Annotated in this window: 24 protein-coding genes and 1 other RNA gene; 17 read left to right on the top strand and 8 right to left on the bottom strand. The window is 38.8% G+C overall.

Going from position 1 to position 21,014, the window contains the following annotated elements:
- Positions 1-18: 18 nt before the first annotated feature.
- Positions 19-385, bottom strand: a transfer-messenger RNA (tmRNA) gene (gene ssrA / locus ACWPWK_RS04475).
- A gap of 59 nt (positions 386-444) precedes the next feature.
- Entirely contained in the window at positions 445-927 is a 483-nt protein-coding gene (gene smpB, locus ACWPWK_RS04470; protein ID WP_109370996.1) for an SsrA-binding protein SmpB, read from the bottom strand.
- A 155-nt stretch (positions 928-1,082) separates the two neighbouring features.
- On the opposite strand from smpB, the gene ACWPWK_RS04465 reads away from it, so the two are divergent.
- Both ACWPWK_RS04465 and ACWPWK_RS04460 read left to right on the top strand, forming a co-directional pair.
- Positions 1,083-1,517 (top strand): SRPBCC family protein, encoded by a 435-nt coding sequence (locus ACWPWK_RS04465; RefSeq protein WP_006533588.1) that lies wholly within the window; start codon positions 1,083-1,085, stop codon positions 1,515-1,517.
- The gene (locus tag ACWPWK_RS04460; RefSeq protein ID WP_406588818.1) at positions 1,507-1,803 is read left to right on the top strand and encodes an RnfH family protein; all 297 of its coding nucleotides are present in this window, start codon (positions 1,507-1,509) and stop codon (positions 1,801-1,803) included. Before ACWPWK_RS04465 ends, ACWPWK_RS04460 begins: the two co-directional genes overlap by 11 nt.
- A gap of 206 nt (positions 1,804-2,009) precedes the next feature.
- Here ACWPWK_RS04460 and bamE read toward each other — a convergent pair whose 3' ends face one another.
- The 3 genes from bamE to nadK form a co-directional block, all read right to left on the bottom strand.
- Positions 2,010-2,372, bottom strand: a complete 363-nt coding sequence (bamE, locus tag ACWPWK_RS04455) for an outer membrane protein assembly factor BamE (RefSeq protein ID WP_023581587.1) — start codon at positions 2,370-2,372, stop codon at positions 2,010-2,012.
- Positions 2,373-2,485: 113 nt separating this feature from the next.
- Complete coding sequence (recN, locus tag ACWPWK_RS04450; protein ID WP_109370994.1) at positions 2,486-4,147, bottom strand: DNA repair protein RecN; 1,662 nt, start codon at positions 4,145-4,147, stop codon at positions 2,486-2,488.
- An 87-nt stretch (positions 4,148-4,234) separates the two neighbouring features.
- On the bottom strand, positions 4,235-5,134 hold the full coding sequence (nadK, locus tag ACWPWK_RS04445; protein ID WP_109370993.1) for an NAD(+) kinase: 900 nt from the start codon (positions 5,132-5,134) through the stop codon (positions 4,235-4,237).
- Between the two features lie 100 nt (positions 5,135-5,234).
- On the opposite strand from nadK, the gene grpE reads away from it, so the two are divergent.
- Positions 5,235-5,846, top strand: a complete 612-nt coding sequence (gene grpE / locus ACWPWK_RS04440) for a nucleotide exchange factor GrpE (RefSeq protein WP_109370992.1) — start codon at positions 5,235-5,237, stop codon at positions 5,844-5,846.
- 118 nt (positions 5,847-5,964) lie between these two features.
- Here the strand turns inward: grpE and ung are convergent, their stop codons facing one another.
- The gene (gene ung, locus ACWPWK_RS04435) at positions 5,965-6,645 is read right to left on the bottom strand and encodes a uracil-DNA glycosylase (protein WP_109370991.1); all 681 of its coding nucleotides are present in this window, start codon (positions 6,643-6,645) and stop codon (positions 5,965-5,967) included.
- A gap of 334 nt (positions 6,646-6,979) precedes the next feature.
- Between ung and grcA the strand changes: the two genes are divergently transcribed.
- Positions 6,980-7,363 (top strand): autonomous glycyl radical cofactor GrcA, encoded by a 384-nt coding sequence (gene grcA / locus ACWPWK_RS04430; protein ID WP_023581591.1) that lies wholly within the window; start codon positions 6,980-6,982, stop codon positions 7,361-7,363.
- Between the two features lie 136 nt (positions 7,364-7,499).
- Here grcA and srmB read toward each other — a convergent pair whose 3' ends face one another.
- Positions 7,500-8,864 (bottom strand): ATP-dependent RNA helicase SrmB, encoded by a 1,365-nt coding sequence (gene srmB, locus ACWPWK_RS04425; RefSeq protein ID WP_109370989.1) that lies wholly within the window; start codon positions 8,862-8,864, stop codon positions 7,500-7,502.
- A 264-nt stretch (positions 8,865-9,128) separates the two neighbouring features.
- Here srmB and trmN point away from each other — a divergent pair, with 264 nt between their 5' ends.
- The 12 genes from trmN to acpS all read left to right on the top strand — a co-directional run bounded on the left by trmN (position 9,129) and on the right by acpS (position 19,713).
- The gene (gene trmN / locus ACWPWK_RS04420; protein WP_109370988.1) at positions 9,129-9,884 is read left to right on the top strand and encodes a tRNA(1)(Val) (adenine(37)-N(6))-methyltransferase TrmN; all 756 of its coding nucleotides are present in this window, start codon (positions 9,129-9,131) and stop codon (positions 9,882-9,884) included.
- Between the two features lie 296 nt (positions 9,885-10,180).
- Complete coding sequence (rpoE, locus tag ACWPWK_RS04415; protein WP_006533574.1) at positions 10,181-10,759, top strand: RNA polymerase sigma factor RpoE; 579 nt, start codon at positions 10,181-10,183, stop codon at positions 10,757-10,759.
- A gap of 38 nt (positions 10,760-10,797) precedes the next feature.
- Positions 10,798-11,424, top strand: a complete 627-nt coding sequence (gene rseA / locus ACWPWK_RS04410; protein ID WP_244184989.1) for an anti-sigma-E factor RseA — start codon at positions 10,798-10,800, stop codon at positions 11,422-11,424.
- A gap of 47 nt (positions 11,425-11,471) precedes the next feature.
- Positions 11,472-12,440, top strand: a complete 969-nt coding sequence (gene rseB / locus ACWPWK_RS04405; RefSeq protein WP_109370986.1) for a sigma-E factor regulatory protein RseB — start codon at positions 11,472-11,474, stop codon at positions 12,438-12,440.
- 13 nt (positions 12,441-12,453) lie between these two features.
- Positions 12,454-12,918, top strand: a complete 465-nt coding sequence (rseC, locus tag ACWPWK_RS04400; protein ID WP_109370985.1) for a SoxR-reducing system protein RseC — start codon at positions 12,454-12,456, stop codon at positions 12,916-12,918.
- 301 nt (positions 12,919-13,219) lie between these two features.
- On the top strand, positions 13,220-15,016 hold the full coding sequence (lepA, locus tag ACWPWK_RS04395) for a translation elongation factor 4 (RefSeq protein WP_109370984.1): 1,797 nt from the start codon (positions 13,220-13,222) through the stop codon (positions 15,014-15,016).
- Between the two features lie 14 nt (positions 15,017-15,030).
- Positions 15,031-16,002 carry a signal peptidase I gene (gene lepB / locus ACWPWK_RS04390; protein WP_109370983.1) on the top strand — a complete coding sequence of 324 codons (972 nt, stop codon included), beginning with the start codon at positions 15,031-15,033 and terminating at the stop codon, positions 16,000-16,002.
- A gap of 194 nt (positions 16,003-16,196) precedes the next feature.
- Positions 16,197-16,877: a ribonuclease III gene (gene rnc, locus ACWPWK_RS04385; RefSeq protein WP_075673668.1), complete on the top strand. Its 681-nt coding sequence runs from the start codon at positions 16,197-16,199 to the stop codon at positions 16,875-16,877.
- Positions 16,874-17,782 carry a GTPase Era gene (era, locus tag ACWPWK_RS04380; RefSeq protein ID WP_023581601.1) on the top strand — a complete coding sequence of 303 codons (909 nt, stop codon included), beginning with the start codon at positions 16,874-16,876 and terminating at the stop codon, positions 17,780-17,782. The genes rnc and era overlap by 4 nt, the downstream gene beginning before the upstream one ends.
- Positions 17,783-17,791: 9 nt before the next feature.
- Positions 17,792-18,532 (top strand): DNA repair protein RecO, encoded by a 741-nt coding sequence (gene recO, locus ACWPWK_RS04375; protein ID WP_109370982.1) that lies wholly within the window; start codon positions 17,792-17,794, stop codon positions 18,530-18,532.
- A gap of 69 nt (positions 18,533-18,601) precedes the next feature.
- Positions 18,602-19,333 (top strand): pyridoxine 5'-phosphate synthase, encoded by a 732-nt coding sequence (gene pdxJ, locus ACWPWK_RS04370; RefSeq protein ID WP_075673670.1) that lies wholly within the window; start codon positions 18,602-18,604, stop codon positions 19,331-19,333.
- Positions 19,333-19,713, top strand: a complete 381-nt coding sequence (gene acpS / locus ACWPWK_RS04365) for a holo-ACP synthase (protein WP_109370981.1) — start codon at positions 19,333-19,335, stop codon at positions 19,711-19,713. The genes pdxJ and acpS overlap by 1 nt, the downstream gene beginning before the upstream one ends.
- 40 nt (positions 19,714-19,753) lie before the next feature.
- Here acpS and ACWPWK_RS04360 read toward each other — a convergent pair whose 3' ends face one another.
- On the bottom strand, positions 19,754-20,014 hold the full coding sequence (locus ACWPWK_RS04360; RefSeq protein ID WP_109370980.1) for a YfhL family 4Fe-4S dicluster ferredoxin: 261 nt from the start codon (positions 20,012-20,014) through the stop codon (positions 19,754-19,756).
- 330 nt (positions 20,015-20,344) lie between these two features.
- Here ACWPWK_RS04360 and ACWPWK_RS04355 point away from each other — a divergent pair, with 330 nt between their 5' ends.
- The gene (locus ACWPWK_RS04355) at positions 20,345-20,980 is read left to right on the top strand and encodes a LysE family translocator (RefSeq protein WP_109370979.1); all 636 of its coding nucleotides are present in this window, start codon (positions 20,345-20,347) and stop codon (positions 20,978-20,980) included.
- Positions 20,981-21,014: the final 34 nt, after the last annotated feature.

The raw sequence follows: 21,014 nt of genomic DNA, 5'->3' as shown, positions 1-21,014 counted from the left end.
TCACTGACCCATCAAATTTGGTGGAGCTGGCGGGAGTTGAACCCGCGTCCGAAATTTCTACATCCTCGGTACTACATGCTTAGTCTATCTTTAATTTCACTTACCCACTGCGGACAGACGCGCCATGAATAAGCTAGCTTGATTAAGTTTAACGCTTCAACCCCAAGCTAGGCATCCACGCGATCTCTTTTGGGTTTGACCTCTCTTTATCCCCGTCTTAAGAGCGGAAGCTAGGGAGAGAGGGCTCAAAGCAGGTTATTAAGCTGCTAGTGCTTTATATTGATTGTCGTTTGCGACTATCTTTTTTGCGGCTTTTTACGAGGCCAACCGCCCCTCGGCATGCACCTTGGGTTTCGCAAATCCCGTCGAATCCAGAATCAGCCCCAAGTTGTTGACAGCGAGTATATCAGAAAAATACTTGTCATTGCTAGTACTTAACGCAATTTAGCGGTTAGCATTTTTCATAATACGTGCTTTGTCTAATTTCCACTCACGATCTTTAATGGTTTCACGTTTATCGTGATCTTTTTTACCTTTTGCAACGCCAATTTTGATTTTGCACCAAGCGTTTTTCCAATAAAGAGAAAGTGCAACAACGGTATAACCATCACGGTTGATTTGACCATAAAGGTTATCAAGTTCACGCTGTTTTAATAATAGTTTACGGGTACGTGTCGGATCACAAACGACATGGCTTGATGCAACATTTAAAGGCGTAATCGTTGCACCAAAAAGATAAGCTTCGCCATCACGCATGATAACATAGCTATCACTGATGTTTGCTTTACCGGCTCGCAGTGATTTAACTTCCCAGCCTTGGAGCGCCAAGCCCGCTTCTATCTCATCTTCGATGAAATATTCATGGCGAGCGCGTTTGTTTAACGCAATGGTCGCAGAACCAGGTTTGTGTGATTTTTTCTTTGTCATAATGTCCACATTATACTGTATGAGCAATAGAAAGAAATCATTTAACCGACTGTTTTCTTTTCAATTGCATAAAACTTAAGCTATATTCCATTAGATTTTTAATTAGTCACTGTTCAATGATATGATCCGCACAGTGTTGTCGTACAGGAATAACTATGCCTCAGATTAGTCGATCTGCTCTTGTCCCTTTTAGTACAGAGCAAATGTTTAAACTGGTTAATGATGTTCTTACTTATCCTGATTTTCTACCAGGATGCGTTGGAAGTAAACTGATCAAAAGCACACCAGAAGAAATGATTGCATCAATAAATGTCTCTAAAGCGGGGATCAGTAAAACATTTACTACCCATAATTTTTTAAAGACAAATGAACGTGTGGATATGCGTCTTGTTGATGGTCCCTTTCGTAAATTAACTGGGGGATGGGTGTTTACCGCACTTGATGATAATGCGTGTAAGATAGAGTTTCAGCTAGACTTTGAGTTCACCAATAAATTAATTGAGTTAGCCTTTGGTCGTATTTTTAAGGATTTAACGAACAATATGGTGCAGGCGTTTACTCACAGAGCGAAAGAGATCTATCGTGACTAAAATATGGGTAGAGGTAACCTATGCGTTACCTGACAAACAGTATCTTATCCCTGTGGAACTAACATTAGGGGATACTGTTGAACAAGCCATTATTGCTTCAAATATCTTAACGATTTGTAATGATATTGATTTGACTAAGAATAAAGTGGGTATTTATAGTCGACCAGCAAAGTTAAGCGATAATGTGCGAGACGGTGATAGAATTGAAATTTATCGACCTTTAATTGCCGATCCTAAAGAAATGCGTCGTAAACGTGCTGAGAAAGCACGACAAAAAGCGGATTAATATTATGCTTTTTGCCCAATAGGGGGGAGCATCATATATTGCATTGATAGGCCGTTTGATTACAGACAGATATAATAAAAGACAACACTGTTATAAAGCAATTTCTCTTTATAAAAACACACCCCAACGTCAAATCTAACGTATGGGGTGCAATTCACTTTTGCCAATCTTATACAAAACTAAGCTTTCTTAGCACTGTAATCGCATTACGATTTTGTTGCAGGTGCTGAGAAGTTAGGCATATTGCCTTGTTTATCAATCTTAGTCAGTATGCCATTGCTATCAAAAGTCAGGGTAAGAGTCTCTTGACGTACTTTCTGATGACCAGGCTCTTCACGGAAAACATAATACCAAGTCTGGCTTCCGAAAGGATCTTTTAGCATTGGCGTACCAAGGGCAAATTGAACTTGCTGCTGTGTCATTCCTTGCTGAACTTTTGCGACTTCGGCTGGCGTTAAATAATTTCCCTGATTGATATCTGGGTGATAAACCAGTCTCTCGAACATAGAGCAACCTGAAGTCATTACGACTAAAGATAAGGCGGCAACTTTTAACAGTTTAAAACGCATGGTTATTACATTCCTTTTAGGGTCATAGTGACGATGATAATCGACAACGCAGCAATTGAAAACCTTTCACACTCTGCCTATGACCCTAAATATCAATAAAAGTTTGTTAATCGTTATGCAGCCAACAAATCTTTCGCATTTGCTAAGGTATTTTTAGTGACTTCACTGCCTGCTAACAAACGAGCGAGCTCTTGTAGACGTTCTTTTTTCGATAGTAGTTTCATGGTTGTTTCAGTTTCTTCACCATTTGTCTCTTTATTGACAAAATAGTGTTGATGACCACAACCCGCGACTTGAGGTAAGTGAGTGACACACATTACTTGAGTTGATTCACCCAATTCGCGTAATAATTTACCCACAATAGCTGCTGTTGGGCCACTGATACCTACATCGACTTCATCGAAAATAAGAGCAGGTGTATCCATTTTCTTCGCCGTGATCACTTGGATTGCAAGTGCAATACGCGATAATTCACCACCAGAAGCAACTTTAGAAAGGGCTTGATGCGGTTGTCCTGGGTTTGTAGTGACATTAAATTCAACTTTTGTGGCACCATCGATTTGCAGTGAGCTATCATCAAAATGAGTATCAACAGTAAAATAGCCATGAGGCATTGATAATTGATGCATACTATTGGTGATAAGCTGGCTTAATTCATTCGCATACTGCTGGCGAACCTGATGTAACTGTTTTGCGACATCTAATGCAATTAAATGGTCAGCTTTAACTTGTTCGATTAACGCATCACAATCATCATTTTGACGAAGTAGGGCATTTTTTTCTTCAATTAATTGCTGATGAAGATCGTATAATTCTTCAGGTGCGACACGATGTTTGCGTGACAAACTGATGTACTTAGACATGCGTTTTTCTACTTCAAATAAGCGATTAGGGTCCATCTCTAGGCGATCGCTATAATGACGAAGTTCATCACTCACTTCACTAATTTGAATCGTTGCTTCTTCTAACATTTCTAGTAGTGAATTGAACTGACTTTCCATAGAGGTCAGTTCAGCAATTTCATGTTTAGCCACATTGAGCATACTTAAAATATTTTGCTCTTCGTTATCGCTTAAAATTTGTAAGCTATTTTGGCTTAAAGTCAAAAATTGCCCACAGTTAGAAAGACGTTTATATTCTTGATCTAATTCTGGGTATTCACCTTGTACTGGCTGAAACTCATTGAGTTCTTTTAAATGGTAATCAACCAGTTGCTGCCTAGCTTCTCGTTCTAAAGAGAGTTGTTGAAAAGCGGCTAAAGTTTGGCAACTTTGATGCCATGTTTGATAAGCCGACTTCATGCTTTTTAATAAAGCCGGTTCATGGGCATAGATATCAAGCAGTTGTTTTTGATAACGAGGCTCTAGAAGTTGTTGGTGAGCATGTTGTCCATGGATCTGGATAAGTAAAGAACCAAGCTCTCTTAATTGTGAAAGTGGTACGGAAGTGCCGTTGATAAAACCACGAGAACGCCCATCAGCAGAGATAGTTCTTCTTAATAGGCATTCGTTATGATCATCAAGATGATGTTCTTCAAGCCAACGTTGTGCTGATGGCGTGTCAGAGAGTGAGAATCGTGCACATAAATCGGCTCTAGTTGCACCTGGGCGCACCATATTGGCATCACCACGGTTACCTAAACATAAACCTAGTGCATCAATTGCAATAGACTTACCTGCGCCAGTTTCGCCTGTAATGGTGGTCATGCCACCAGAAAAATCGATTTCAAGTTCACGGACTATGGCAAAATGACTAATGGTTAATTGAGTCAGCATAGTGCCTCTCCTGTGTATAAAAACATATCTGTAATTACATACAGTATAAACTGGTTTTTTATACAGTAAAGTAGTGAGGCACAAAAATTAGAACATTTTTTTCGACCAACCTAATTTTGAGCTGAGCGTATTAAAATAATTGTAATCAGTCGGATGAACTAAATTGAGCTTTTGACGACTTCTCTTAATAATAACTTCATCACCTTCTTTAATGGGTAACACTAATTGGCTATCGCAACTGACTTCATAATCGATATTTGTTTGTGAGAATTTTAAGCGAATTTGGCTATCACTGCTGATAACTAAAGGGCGTGCTGACAAGGTATGTGGAAACATAGGTACAAGCGCAATAGCATCAAGATTGGGTGTTAAAATAGGACCACCGGCAGAGAGTGAATAGGCTGTTGATCCTGTTGGTGTTGCGATAATTAAGCCATCAGAACGTTGAGAGAAAGCAAAACGATCATCAATGTAAACTTCAAACTCGATCATATGAGCAACTTTGCCAGGATGAAGCACGACTTCATTGATTGCTGTACCAATGCGATTTCTTTGACCTTCAGCATAGACGCGTGCTTCAAGTAAAAAACGCTTTTCTTCATGATAGTGCCCAGCTAACACATTGGTTAATTGCTGTAAGGCATTATCAGGGTCGAGATCGGTAAGGAAACCTAAATTACCTCGGTTAACGCCAATTACTTTAATGTTATAGCGAGATAAAACGCGCGCAGCACCAAGCATATTGCCATCACCACCAACAACAATGACAAGGTCAGCAACTTTGCCCACTTGTGTTAAATCACCTGTTTGTGCATTTTCTAGTTTTAGTTCTTGTGCAACTTGTGTATCAATAATAACGTCATAACCTTGAGCCAATAGCCAATGATAGAGCATTTCATGCGTTGAAATTGCTTCAGGATGACGGGGATGGCCGACAATGCCAATGCATTTAAAGTGTTTTTCTTCTGTTACGGTATTATCTGGCATTTTTTTACCCTCGTTTTGCGCCAATTCCTTGAAACCCGTTTATTGATCCCCATAATAAACTAAATATGAAGATGAATACCAAAACTACGCGGAGATGTTCATGAGTAGTAAAGAACAAAATGTACATGAAGAGCAAGCCTCAAAAGAAAAAGAAGGAATGGGATCTGCAATGAATGAGTCTCAAGAGCCAACAATGACCGAAGAAGCACAAGCGGACTTTAATGCTCAAGCTGAATTAGTGGAAGCATTAGCGCGTGTTGGTTCTCTCGAAAAACAACTTGAGCAATCTCAAAAAACAGAGCGTGAAGCAATGATCCGCGCTCAAGCTGAAGTTGAGAACATTCGTCGCCGTACTCAACAAGATGTTGAGAAAGCACATAAATTTGCGCTTGAGAAATTTTCTAATGAGTTACTGCCTGTACTCGATAATTTAGAGCGTGCTTTATCTGCAGCTGATCATGAAAATGAATCGCTAAAACCTATGATTGAAGGGTTAGAGTTAACGCTGAAATCATTCTTAGATGCTGTTCATAAATTTGGCATTGAAGTGGTTGAAGAAAAAAATGTGGTATTCAACCCTGAAGTTCACCAAGCGATGACATTAATTGATAGCCCAGCACATGACTCTAATCATGTTGTGGATGTTATGCAAAAAGGATACACCTTAAACGGTCGTTTATTGCGCCCAGCTATGGTTATCGTTTCTAAGTAATATTGATTAAAACATTCGTTATCACATGAGTTATTACATGTAGATAAAGTAAACCGCACAATACGAAGATTATTCAATATTCTTGTTATTGTGCGGTTTTATGTTTTATAGGGGAATTTTATTCAATGGGAGCAAGATGCCAATTGATTGGTTTGCGACCTTGCTGCTGTAAAATATCGTTGGCTTGTTTAAAATGACCACAACCTAAAAAGCCTCTATGAGCAGAAAGCGGGGATGGATGAGGTGCTTTTAAAATAACGTGTTTATTTGTATCAATAAAACGTCCTTTTTTCTGAGCATGAGCGCCCCAAAGTAAGAAAATAACTCCATCTCTACGCTGATTGATCTGTTCGATTACTGCGTCAGTAAAGATTTCCCAACCATAGTTAGCGTGAGAATGTGCTTGGCCTTTCTCTACCGTCAATACTGTATTAAGTAATAAAACGCCTTGTTTTGCCCAGCTTTCTAAATAGCCGTGATTCGGGCGTTTAAAATCAGGATATTCTTTTTCAAGCTCTTTATACATATTAACTAATGAAGGTGGTGCTGGCACGCCTGGTCGCACTGAAAAAGAGAGTCCATGTGCTTGGTTAGGGCCGTGATAAGGATCTTGCCCCAAAATAACTACATTCACATTATCAAAAGGCGTAAAACGAAAAGCATTAAAAATATCTTCTTGAGGAGGATAAACAATTTTACCTGCGGCTCTTTGTTGTGCGACTTGAAACATAATTTGATGAAAGTAAGGCTTTTCTTTTTCAGCGCCTATCACATCATGCCAAGTTAATGGTGTAGTCATAACCTAAAATCCTTGTTGATATCTTATAGTGTCTAAGCTTACCGATTTCATCAAGGGAATGAAAATATTACGGGCTAAAAATAAAAATTAATTGAGTTCTCAACTTTTATTTGAAAATTCACAAAAAAAATTGCAAATCAGTGATAAATGATTGTTGATTTAAAACAACACTTTGCACCTTCTGGGATAAAGTGCTTATGAATTTTATTGATATTTATCAAAGAATGGCGCCATTTATACTGGTATATAAGTAGACAGAAACATTGGTTAGACCAAATACCCAAGTTCTGATATGAGATTGGAATTTGATTTTGCGCCCAAATTGGAGGTCGAAATGATTACTGGTATCCAAATTACTAAAGCTGATAACGACGATTTATTACACTCTTTCTGGTTATTAGATGATGAAAACGGCGAAGCTCGTTGCATCTGTGCTAAAAAAGGTTTTGAAGAAGGCCAAGTGATTAACCGTAAAGAGTTAGGCAATATCGAATATCGTGAAGTGCCTGTAGAATCTAAACCGGTTGTTCGTGTAGAAGGTGGTCAACACCTTAACGTTAACGTATTAAGCCGTGAAACACTGGAAGATGCTGTTAACAATCCTGAGAAATATCCTCAATTAACTATTCGTGTTTCTGGTTATGCTGTGCGTTTTAACTCACTGACTCCAGAACAACAACGTGATGTTATTACTCGTACTTTCACAGAAAGCCTGTAATTTTCACTAAAGTAATAAGTTAATAATAAGCTCGATATGAAAATATCGGGCTTTTTTTCCATACAAAAGAAAAAATAAAAAACCGTAACTATATTATATAGCTACGGTTTTTTTATAAGTTCAGAAAGAGTATAGATTATTCGTTATCAGTATTTGTTTCTTTTGCTGGTGCAGTAGGCGCAACATTTTTTTCTGTATGTTCAGCAACTGCTTTGCGACGTTTACCAATATTTTTACGATCGCGAGTTCGCACTTTTTCTTTAACTGCTTTTTTCTCTTCTTCTTTTTTCGCTTTGCGTTTAGCAAGTACTTTTTTAGAAGGTTTGAATGTTGCTTTCAGGCTTGGTGCTTTGGTTTCTGGACGTAGTTCAGCAACAACACGATATTTAATTGGCTCTTGAACGTAACGGCCAATTTTCCCTAATAATGGGTGATCGTGAGCTTCAACTAATGAAATTGCGATACCTTTACGGCCCGCACGTCCTGTACGACCAATACGATGCAAGTAAACATCCGCAGTACGAGGCAAGTCAAAGTTGAAAACGTGTGTGATATCATCTAGATCAAGACCACGAGAAGCAACGTCTGTGGCAACAAGCACATTCATTTTGCCTGATTCTAAACGTCTGATTGCATCGTTACGCTGTGTTTGCGCCATTTCACCTTCAAGGTAGCTGCATTTAATACCTTGTTTTTCTAACGCAGTGACAAGCTCTCTTACACGCTCTCTTTTACGAACAAAGACAATCGATTTTTTAACATCGTCTTGCTTAAGTAATGCAGCAAGCAACGCTGTTTTATGTTCAAGATTATCAGCATGATAATAGAACTGCTGAATTTTTTTACGTTCACGGCGAGAAGGATCGGCATTAAGCTCAACAGGTTCGTTGAGGATGCGCTGTGCAAAATCAATAACCGCATTACCTTCCAGTGTTGCAGAGAACAGTAATGTCTGTTTGCGCCAGCGAGTTTCGCCTGCAATAGTTTCGATATCGTTAGCGAAACCCATATCTAACATGCGGTCTGCTTCATCTAAAATCAGCATTTCCACTGCGCGGCAGTCAAAGTTTTCTTCTTTGATGTACTGTAATAAACGACCTGTTGTCGCAACAACGATATCTTGGTTCTCACTGAAGACTTCAGCGTGATTCATATAAGCAACACCGCCCGTGATTGTGGCGATATCTAAATGTGTGTGCGCACATAATTCTTTTGCCTGCTCGGCAACTTGCATAGCAAGTTCGCGTGTTGGTGTCAGGATAAGAATACGCGGTGGGCCTGATTTTTTACGTGGATAATCAAGCAAGTGTTGAATTGCCGGAAGCAAAAAGGCCGCAGTTTTCCCTGTGCCTGTTGGCGCAGAGCCTAAAATATCGCGTCCATCCATTGCAGCAGGAATTGCATCTGCTTGAATAGCTGTAGGACGTTGATATCCTTTTTCTTCTAATGCGGTCAATAAACTTTCATCAAGTTCAAGACTGGAAAATGTCGTGGCTGTCATTGTATACCTCTGTTTAGGGCGCGGATTTTGACATTATCCCCCGCTAAAAGCCAGAGGATTTACCGCTATCACATTATATATTACCGATAGACGAAGGTATTCGTTGTTTTTAAGCTTAATCTAAATAAGCGTGCATCGTATACAAATAGTTTAATGTTAAGATAGGGGTTGTAGAAACGTTATCTTATCATATATCTCTTTTTCCGTGACATGCTTGATAAGCAATAAAAAAGAGATTGCTGTACAAATCAATAGAGCCAATAGATGAATCAAAAGAAAGTAAAAAAAGCAGGATTACGCAAAGGTGGTTTTACATTTAAACAATTTTTTGTTGCTCATGATAAGTGTGAAATGAAAGTGGGTACAGATGGTGTTTTATTAGGGGCTTGGGCACCTATCGATAAGGTAAGAAGAGCACTTGATATTGGTACGGGAAGTGGACTAATTGCATTAATGCTAGCTCAACGAGCGACTAAAATTGAGTGTATTGATGGCATTGAACTTGATGAGAAAGCCGCATTACAAGCGACGGAAAATGCTCAGGAGTCACAATGGCATTCATTTATTCATATCCATCATAGTGATATTCATCATTATGCAGAGCAAGCGCAAAATAAGTATGATTTGATTGTCAGTAATCCTCCTTATTTTGAGCCAGCAATTGCTTGTCGTAATGATGTTCGTGAGCAAGCGCGTTATACCAAAACTTTAACGCATGAGGGATTGCTGGATAGTGCGCAATCACTTATCACCGAAGATGGTTTGTTCTGTGTTGTATTACCTTATTCTATTGGGGAGCAATTTATTGAAATTGCAGAAAAAAAAGAGTGGAATGTTGCGAAACGCGTTAATATTAAAGACAGTGCAGATAAACCTTATCATCGAATTTTGTTAGCATTTCAAAGACAAAATCAAGGCAGTGTTGCATGTAGTATAGATGAACTTATTATTCGTAATAATGAAGGGCACTATACCGACAAGTTCCAATCTTGGGTGACTGACTTTTATTTATATTATTAAATCTATATTTAATAATATCTTGTTTAAGATAATATATATTGTTGTAAGTAATCGTATATATTCAAATAATATCATTGTGTTATCGTTTTTTTATTGGCAGATTGCATTTGGGTTGGGTGATCACCATGATGATTTTTTTGTGATTCATCTCTTAAAATAATGATTGAATTGAACTTCATACTATTTTTGCGCTCTAAGTCTTGTAGCTCATAAAAACGAGAAGGAATAACGAGAGTAAATATGACGGAGTCATTTAAAAATAGTGCGAAGCTTGACTTCGGGAGAGTCCATCTCTAATGAGCGAGCAGTTAACGGACCAAATGTTGGTTGAAAAGGTACAAAATGGTGACCAGAAAGCCTTTAATTTGCTGGTTATCCGCTATCAACACAAGGTAGCAAGCCTGATTTCCCGTTATGTACCACAGGGCGATGTACCAGATGTTTCGCAAGAAGCCTTTATTAAAGCTTATCGTGCCATCGGTTCTTTCCGTGGAGATAGTGCTTTTTATACATGGCTTTATCGCATTGCTGTGAATACAGCAAAAAATTATCTGGTCGCACAGGGGCGACGTCCGCCTTCGAATGATTTAGATGCGAGTGATGTTGAAAATTTCGAATCACCCAATGCACTAAAAGAAATTTCGAACCCTGAGAATTTAATGTTGTCTGAAGAGTTACGGAGAGTGGTTTTTCACACCATAGAGTCATTACCTGAAGATTTAAGGGTTGCTATTACACTTCGGGAACTTGACGGGCTAAGCTATGAAGAGATAGCGGTCATTATGGATTGCCCTGTCGGAACAGTACGTTCACGTATTTTTAGGGCGCGAGAAGCTATTGATAATAAGGTTCAACCATTAATACAAGAGTTTTAATTGTGGGTGAACCATCATTGACTGAAGGGTACTTTTACATGCAAAAAGAAAAACTTTCTGCATTTATGGATGGCGAAGTTCTTGATAAAGAATTAATGGGTACAATTGCTCGTGATGACTCCATGAAAGAGACATGGCAACGCTACCATTTAATTCGTGACACAATGCGTGGTGATGTAGGTGAAGTAGTCCACTTCGATATCGCAAGTCGCGTTGCGCTCGCTTTAGAGAATGAACCTGTTCGCATAAGTCCTGAACAACAACAAGAGCAGCAACCTGCGCCATCACAATGGCGTCAGCACTCTTTCTTACAAACGTTACGTCCTTGGGCAAGTCAGTTAACTCAAATCGGTGTCGCGGCTTGTGTTTCATTAGCTGTTATTGTTGGTGTTCAGCAATATAATGGAAAAAGTGGTTCTGAAGATTTTCAAGTAGATACACCTGTATTTAATACTCAACCTATTATGGGGTCAGGTTCACCAGTAAGCTTAAATCTTCAAAATGATACTTTAGGTAAAGACCAGCAAACACGTTTACAAGAGCGTAATCAGCGCCTTGGATTAATGTTGCAACAGTATGAGTTAGATCGCCGCATCTATAATGCACCACAAAACGAAGCGCCAGTTAACGCTAAAGGTGAAACTCAACCTGCAGTAGCACAGTAATAATAAATGTTAATGTATAAATAACGTGTGGGAATGAAACAGTCGTAATGAAAAAATCATGGTTATCCACCTTATTGCTGGTGGGCAGCCTGTCAATGCCGATACAAGCCTTGGCACAACCTCAAACAGGTAGTGTCGAGGCTTTGTTGCAAAAGATGGGTCAGACAAGTCAAAGCTCTACCTATGAATTATCTTTTATCAATATCAATTCTCAAGGTATTGTTCCTATTCGCTACCGTCACACTCTTATCGATGGCAAACCGCTTGCACAATTAATGCAAATGGATAGTACTCGCCGTGAAATCGTTCAACGTGGTGATGAAATCAGCTATTTTGAGCCAGGCTTAGATGCTTTCAGCTTAAGAAATGATCATATCGTTGATTATATCCCTTCTATTATTTACCAAGATTTCAATGAATTATCAGGTTATTATAATTTTATTGATGCAGGTAGAACGCATATTGGTGATATTCCAAGCCGAGTTGTTCGCGTGCTATCAAAAAATAATGACCGTTATGATTATGTCTTGTTTATAGATGAAGAAAGATATCTACCTTTAAGAGTCGATCTACTAGATAAGAATAATGACATCATTGAACAATTTCGAGTGATTACAGTTAATGAAGGGAGTGAAGTCGGAGCAGAACTTAATTCGTTACGTACCGTCAATATGCCTCCTTTATTACTTGTACCAAAAGCTAAACCTTTGGTTTATAACTGGTCGGTTAGTCAATTGCCTGAAGGTTTTAAAGAGGTAAAACGCAGTAATCATCAAATTTCTGAAACTGAGTTTAGTCAGTCTATTTTATTTAGTGATGGTTTATTTGATTTCTCTATTTATGTTAATAAAAGTGGTCAACAGGTTAATTCGCCCGAACGCGATAAAATGTTGAGGTATGGTCGTAATACAATTTATACCTATGACAAAGAAGGTAATGAAATTACCTTTATTGGTCAGCTACCATTTTCTACGGCACAAGCAATAGTTAATAGTGTTGTATTTACGAAAAAGTAAAAGGGTATAAGTTATGGTTAAAGAGTGGGCAACAGTTATACATTGGCATGAAGGACGGGCGTTATTACGCTACGGATCTTCTTCTGGCTGTGGTAGTTGCCAAGCTCGCGCTGCGTGTGGCTCTTATTTATTAAATAAAATAGGGCCTGAGACAGTTCATCAACTCGAACTTCCCGTTGCACAACCTTTAGTTGAAGGGCAAAAAGTGGAAGTAGGTATTCCTGAAAATAATCTACTTCTTTCCGCAATGCTAGTGTATTTAACGCCACTTATTGGCTTATTTATTGTCGCAGGCATTGCGAGCTTTTGGCTTTCGAGTGAATTTGCTATTTTTTGCAGTGGACTTGTGGGTGGTGCTCTTGGTTTTTTATTTGCCAAAAAAGTGGCGACTTGGTGGAGCAAAGATGAAGGTTTTGAGCCTATTGTATTGCAAATAGGGCTTCCACCTCATGAACTTAAAGTTCAATTTCAAGAATAATGAGTTGATTAAAATAATGGGGCATCTGCCCCATTATTCTTGTCATGCTGCTTTTGTAATAATATCTATCTTAAATTAACACGTTTCTATATCTGGAAATTACCCGCAAAAAATTACAAATAAATGCAAGTCTTAGCATAAATGTTTGTGTTTGATGAACGTTTCTTTGAGTATAATGTCTCTAGTGTGTAGAATGCGTCATCAATAATAACTCCTGCAATATAGAGTTTTCGCTTTGTGTCCATGAATGACGCCAAAGCCAGATTTATAGAGCAAAGCAATAGAGAAAAATAATTTCAGAATGAAAAACATACGTAACTTTTCCATTATCGCACATATTGACCACGGTAAATCGACGTTATCAGATCGAATTATTCAAATTTGTGGTGGCTTATCAGATCGTGAAATGGCTGCGCAGGTTCTTGATTCTATGGATCTTGAGCGTGAACGTGGTATTACAATCAAAGCGCAAAGCGTAACCTTGAATTACACCGCTGATGACGGTGAAGTTTATCAGCTTAACTTTATCGATACCCCAGGACACGTTGACTTCTCTTATGAAGTATCTCGTTCACTCGCTGCGTGTGAAGGCGCGTTATTGGTCGTAGATGCTGGGCAAGGGGTTGAAGCGCAAACATTAGCAAACTGCTATACCGCGATGGATATGGATCTCACCGTCGTTCCTGTTTTAAATAAAATAGACTTACCAGCAGCAGAGCCTGAGCGTGTTGCTGAAGAGATTGAAGACATTGTGGGCATCGATGCCACAGATGCAGTGCGTTGCTCTGCAAAAACAGGTATTGGTGTCAAAGAAGTTATCGAACGTCTTGTTAAAGAAATTCCAGCACCTGAAGGTGATGCAGACGCTCCATTACAAGCACTGATTATTGACTCTTGGTTTGATAATTACCTTGGTGTTGTTTCATTGATCCGTGTGAAAAATGGTAAAGTCAGCAAAAACGATAAAATCAAGGTAATGAGTACGGGACAGGTTTATAACATTGACCGTATTGGTATTTTTACACCAAAACAAATTGATACAACCACGCTAAATTGTGGTGAAGTAGGCTGGGTTGTTTGTGGTATTAAAGATATTTTAGGTGCACCTGTTGGGGATACTTTAACAGCAGCGCAAAAACCAGCAGATAAGCCATTGCCTGGCTTTAAAAAAGTTAAGCCACAAGTTTATGCGGGTTTATTCCCAATTAGCTCTGACGACTATGAATCATTCCGTGATGCATTAGGCAAATTAAGCCTGAACGATGCTTCATTATTCTATGAGCCAGAAAGCTCAACAGCGTTAGGTTTCGGTTTCCGTTGTGGTTTCTTGGGTCTTCTTCATATGGAGATTATTCAAGAACGTTTAGAACGTGAATATGACCTCGACCTGATCACAACAGCTCCAACCGTAGTTTATGAAGTTGAAATGACTAACGGTGATATTGTGTTAGTGGATAGCCCGTCTAAATTACCACCACTGAATAATATCGAAGAAATCAGAGAACCTATTGCTGAATGTCATATGTTATTACCGCAAGAATACTTAGGTAACGTAATTACTTTATGTATCGAAAAACGCGGCGTTCAAACCAATATGGTCTATCATGGTAATCAGGTTTCATTGACTTATGAAATTCCGATGGCTGAAGTGGTATTAGATTTCTTTGACCGTTTAAAATCAACATCACGCGGTTATGCTTCTTTAGACTATAACTTTATTCGTTTCCAAGGCTCTAACATGGTACGTGTAGATGTCTTGATTAATGGTGATCGCGTTGATGCTTTAGCATTGATTACACATAACGATAATGCACCTTATCGTGGTCGTGAGCTGGTGGAAAAAATGAAAGAATTTATTCCACGCCAACAGTTTGATATCGCTATCCAAGCGGCAATTGGTAACCATATTATTGCTCGTTCAACTGTTAAACAGTTACGTAAAAACGTATTAGCCAAATGTTATGGCGGTGACGTTAGCCGTAAGAAGAAACTGTTACAGAAACAGAAAGATGGTAAAAAACGTATGAAGCAAATTGGTAACGTAGAGCTACCACAAGAAGCGTTTTTAGCCATTCTTCATGTTGGTAAAGATAAATAATTTAAGGAGAAAACATGGCTAACACGTTTGCCTTGATCCTAACGCTGGCAACGCTAATAACGGGAGTTTTTTGGGGAATTGAGCGCTTTAAACTCAAACCAGCCCGAAAAGCAAAACTAAAGCGTCTTCAAGAGATGACGCAAGGGACCGAGGATCAGCAAGAGTTAGCAAAATCAATTAATAAACCAAGCTGGGCAGAGACATTAGGCTCTTTATTCCCAGTTTTGATTATTGTTTTGGTTCTGCGTTCATTTGTGTATGAGCCGTTTCAAATACCTTCTCGTTCCATGATGCCAACCTTATTGGTTGGCGATTTTATCTTGGTTGAAAAGTTTGCTTATGGATTAAAAGATCCAATTACACAAACCACGTTAATTAATACAGGGAAACCTAAACGAGGTGATATCGCCGTATTTAAATATCCTCGTGATCCTTCTACTGACTTTATTAAACGTGTTATTGGATTACCGGGCGATAAAATTGTTTATGATATGGTGTCGAAAAAACTTCATATCTATCCAAATTGTGATAAAACCATTTGTAATGAAGAAATATCAGTAACTTATGGTACTGCTTATCCAAGTGAATGGACGTTATTATTACAAAATGTACCGGGTGGTCAGCGTATTAATGGTATGAAATCTATTCCAATTGAGGAGCCTATTTCAACAGCAACTCAATTACGTGAAGAAGAAAGAGTAGAAACTATTGATAAAGTCTCTCACCGCATCATGACAATACCCGGTGATATGACGATGCCAGAGTTTATACAACCCGGATTACCTGTTGGTACATGGATTGTTCCTGAAGGTCATTACTTTATGATGGGTGATAATCGAGACGGTAGTTCAGATAGTCGCTTCTGGGGCTTTGTTCCAGAGAAAAACTTAGTAGGTAAAGCGACAACAATTTGGATGAGCTTTGAAAAAGTAGAGAATGAATGGCCAACAGGCGTTCGTTTTAGCCGTATCGGTGGCATTAAGTAATTATTAACAAAATAGCGACAGCATTCCTTCTTATCTAAGTGTAGAATGTGTCGCTTCTTTAAATATGATTGGCTCCTGTTATTGACAGGAGCCAGTGCAAACGCAACAGTTCTGTTATCCAACTCGATAATTTCTCGTTGTCTTAAACAGATTTGTTGCGTGTGCTTCAAATTAAGTTATGGAATTGATCGCACATGAATACTTTATTAATAAACCAGTTACAAAAGAAACTGGGCTATACTTTTACGCAAAATGAATTATTACTACAGGCTTTAACGCATCGCAGTGCCAGCAGTAAACATAATGAACGTTTAGAATTTTTAGGTGATTCAATTCTAAGCTATGTAATTGCTAACGCACTTTATCATCGCTTTCCTCGTGTTGATGAAGGTGATATGAGCCGAATGAGAGCAACACTTGTTCGTGGAAATACACTCGCTGAATTAGCACGTGAATTTGAATTAGGTGAATGTCTACGTTTAGGCCCAGGGGAATTAAAAAGCGGTGGCTTTCGTCGCGAATCAATTTTAGCGGATACGGTGGAAGCTTTAATTGGTGCAATTTTCCTCGATAGTGATATTCAAAATATCGAAAAAATTATTTTAAACTGGTATGAGAATCGTTTGGCTGAAATTAGCCCAGGCGATAAGCAAAAAGATCCTAAAACTCGTTTGCAAGAGTATCTGCAAGGCCGTCATTTACCATTACCTTCTTATATTGTGGTACAGGTTCGTGGCGAAGCCCATGATCAAGAGTTTACGATCCATTGTCAGATAAGCGGTATCGAACAACCTGTCAAAGGGATGGGTACAAGCCGTCGTAAAGCTGAACAGGCCGCTGCTGAACAGGCATTAATACAACTGGAGCTTGAATGAGCGAAGAACAAACCTATTGCGGATTTATTGCGATAGTCGGTCGCCCAAATGTGGGAAAATCAACACTACTGAACCAATTACTGGGGCAGAAAGTTTCTATTACATCACGTAAACCGCAAACTACGCGTCACCGTATCATGGGTATTGATACAGATGGTGCTTACCAAGCGATTTATGTGGATACACCGGGCTTGCATATCGAAGAAAAGCGAGCCATCAACAGACTAATGAACCGTGCAGCAAGCAGTTCAATAGGTGATGTTGAATTGGTTATTTTCGTTGTTGAAGGCACCAATTGGACGCCTGATGACGAAATGGTGTTAAATAAATTAAAATCATTACGCTGCCCTGTTTTATTAGCAATTAATAAAGTGGATAACGTAACTGATAAAACCAAGTTACTTCCACACATTGGCTTTTTAAGCCAACAAATGGATTTTCTTGATGTTGTACCAATCAGTGCTGAAAAAGACATGAATATCGATACGATAGCGAAAATCGTACGTAAATGTTTACCAGAAGCGACTCATCATTTCCCTGAAGATTATATTACTGATCGCTCTCAGCGTTTTATGGCATCAGAAATTATTCGTGAAAAATTGATGCGCTTTTTGGGTGAAGAATTACCTTATTCTGTCACTGTTGAAATTGAGCAATTCGTTACCAATGAGCGTGGTGGCTATGATATCCACGGATTAATTCTGGTTGAACGTGAAGGCCAGAAGAAAATGGTTATTGGTAATAAAGGTGCGAAAATCAAGAAAATTGGTACTGAAGCCCGTATGGATATGGAAGACTTATTTGAAAACAAAGTTCACTTAGAACTTTGGGTGAAAGTCAAAGCGGGCTGGGCTGATGATGAACGTGCTTTACGTAGCCTTGGCTATGTGGACGATTTAAAGTAGGTAACTGAAGTGGATGGCTGGCAACGTGCATTCGTTATCCATGCTCGACCTTACAGTGAAACGAGTTTATTACTCGATTTTTTCACTGAAAATGAAGGGCGAGTACGCATATTGTCAAAAGGTGCGCGAGGCCGTCGTTCACCCTTAAAAGGGGCACTTCAACCTTTTACTCCTTTGCTCATTCGTTGGAGTGGGCGAGGAGAAGTTAAAACACTTCGTGATGCTGAACCTATCTCTTTAGCATTACCACTGACAGGCTCTGTACTATACAGTGGCTTGTATCTTAATGAGTTATTGTCTCGCGTTTTAGAAAATGGTACGTCTTATAGTGTACTTTTTTTTGAATACCTCTCCTGTTTGCAAATTCTTGCTGCTAGCGATATCACACCCGAAGCGGCACTAAGACGCTTTGAACTTGCGTTATTAACACAACTTGGCTATGGCTTAGATTTTCTGCATTGTGCCGGAAGTGGAGAGCCTGTTTCAGATTCGATGACCTATCGTTATCGGGAAGAAAAAGGTTTTATTGCGAGTTTAGTGGTTGATCATAATAGTTTTACGGGATTTGAATTAAAATCCTTAGCCAGTCGCGAATTTCCTACTGTTGAAACATTAAAAGCGGCGAAAAGGTTTACTCGAATGGCATTGAAGCCCTATTTAGGCGGAAAACCATTAAAAAGTAGAGAACTTTTTAGACAATTTGCCATTAAAAAATCCCCAAAGAAAAGAGCATTGATGGCAGAACAGTAATATTGTCTTTTTCTTCTCTATGGAATGTGTAAACTAAGGTAATGCAACGTTATTTTTCAGGAGAAGAGCATGTCTGATATTCTACTTGGCGTTAATATTGACCATATCGCCACCCTTCGTAATGCCCGAGGCACAACGTATCCCGATCCTGTTCAAGCGGCTTTTATTGCAGAACAAGCTGGTGCTGATGGTATTACTATCCATTTACGTGAAGATAGACGTCATATCACTGATCGCGATTTAATGTTGATAAGCCAAACGGTTCAGACAAGATTAAATCTGGAAATGGCAGTTACTGAAGAGATGATTGAGATAGCTTGTCAAACTCAGCCTGATTTTTGCTGCTTAGTACCTGAAAAACGCCAAGAAGTGACAACAGAAGGTGGTTTAGATGTTGTTGGCAATGAAGCAAAAGTTGCTGATGCAATTAAACGCTTATCTTTAGCGGGTATCAAAGTTTCTCTGTTTATTGACCCTGATCATGAGCAAATTAACGCAGCCGATCGTGTTGGTGCACCTTTTATTGAGATCCACACTGGTGCTTATGCTGACGCTGAAGATGAAATGGCTCAAGAAAAAGAGTTTGTCCGTATTCGTGATGCAGTGACTTACGCCGCATCTAAAGGCTTAAAAGTGAATGCGGGACATGGTTTGCATTACCACAACGTACAACGTATTGCCGCATTACCTGAACTTTATGAACTGAATATTGGCCATGCAATTATTGGTAGAGCCGTATTTAGTGGATTAGCACCAGCGGTTGAAGAAATGAAACGCTTAATGCGAGAAGCGCGTCGCTAATGGCTATTGTTGGCTTAGGTATGGATATCGTTGAGATATCGCGTATCGAAGATATTATAGGGCGTTCTGGTGAACGCCTTGCTCGTCGTATTCTTACTGATACCGAATGGGAAATCTATCAATCCCATAAACAGCCAATACGCTTTTTAGCTAAACGGTTTGCAGTAAAAGAGGCGGCGGCAAAAGCATTAGGAACAGGCATCCGTTTAGGATTGGCTTTTAATCATTTTGAAGTGCGTAATGATGAGTTAGGCAAACCTACACTGCATTTTTTAGCGATTGCAAAAGAGATGGCAGAGAAAGCGGGGATAAACTCTATTCACGTAACACTTGCTGATGAACAGCGTTATGCTTGTGCGACAGTTATTTTAGAAAAATAGCTCTCTTAGATTTATCACCCACAAAATCATTGACTAAGGTTTAGAGCTTATCTGCATGGTGGATCAACACAAATTTTTCCCATAATTCATCTTGAGATTCAGTATGAGCAGGATCAGTGATGATCGTGTTAGTAATCGGACAAACCGATTGGCAAGTCGGTTTATCGTAATGTCCTACGCATTCAGTGCAAAGATCAGGATTAATTTCATAAATTTCATCCCCCATTGAAATCGCATCATTTGGGCACTCGGGTTCACACATATCACAGTTGATGCATTTCTTCGTAATTAGTAAAGCCATATCAGTCACTTAATATATAAATTATTAAATTTCAGTAACTTATATCTTGCACTTATATGTTACATGTATAATTATTACTAATACAATTTAGTAATTGTATTTATTTTTATCTTAAATTTCTGCATTGTTAATGATTTTATTTTACCTATTTAATAGGTGTATATTTTGCAGAGTAAAAAACCTCGCAAGAGTAACATTTATCTTATGAGTCGTAAAATATCAGATAGACTATAAAAAAATATTTTTTATTATGGGCATATTTTGTGGTATTCAGCACACCTAATACCCTGTTATTGATGTTAAATAATGCAATAACATAAGGGGTATTTTATGCCAACACTGTTTAATATTTGGACGTTTGCGCTTTTATCTTTGGGATTAGTGTTAACTCCAGGTCCTAATATGATTTACCTGATTTCACGTTCAATCTCTCAAGGGAAAAAAGCCGGATTTATTTCACTAATCGGTGTGGCTGTCGGCTATATTTTTTATATGTTATTAGCGGCATTTGGTATTACAGCCATTTTTATGGCTGTACCTTATGCTTATGATGCATTGAAGATTTGTGGTGCGATTTACCTTTTTTATATAGCTTGGCAATCTATTAAACCTGGTGGGCGTTCTATCTTTCATCCAAAAAAATTGCTTTCAGGCAATACAACAAAGCTCTTTGTTATGGGGTTTGTTACCAATCTATTGAATCCTAAGATTGCATTGATGTATTTATCACTGTTGCCTCAATTTATTAGCATTCAAAATGGCAGCGTTTTAAATCAATCATTAGTATTAGGTAGTATTCAAATTATTATTAGCATCGCAGTAAATGCATTGATTGTTATTGCCGCTGGCTCTATTGCAGGGTTCTTTATGCAAAGGCCTCGTTGGGCACTCATTCAACGTTGGTTTATGGCAACAATCTTAGGGGCTTTAGCTATCAAATTAGCCACAGAAGCGCGCGTAAACTAAAGTTTCATCTTGCTATCTTTGTCATAAAGAATTC

The organism is Proteus sp. Marseille-Q3619, assembly GCF_965283115.1.
Note: the sequence above shows the minus strand (reverse complement) of the source record. Positions and strands in the feature narration are given on the sequence as shown.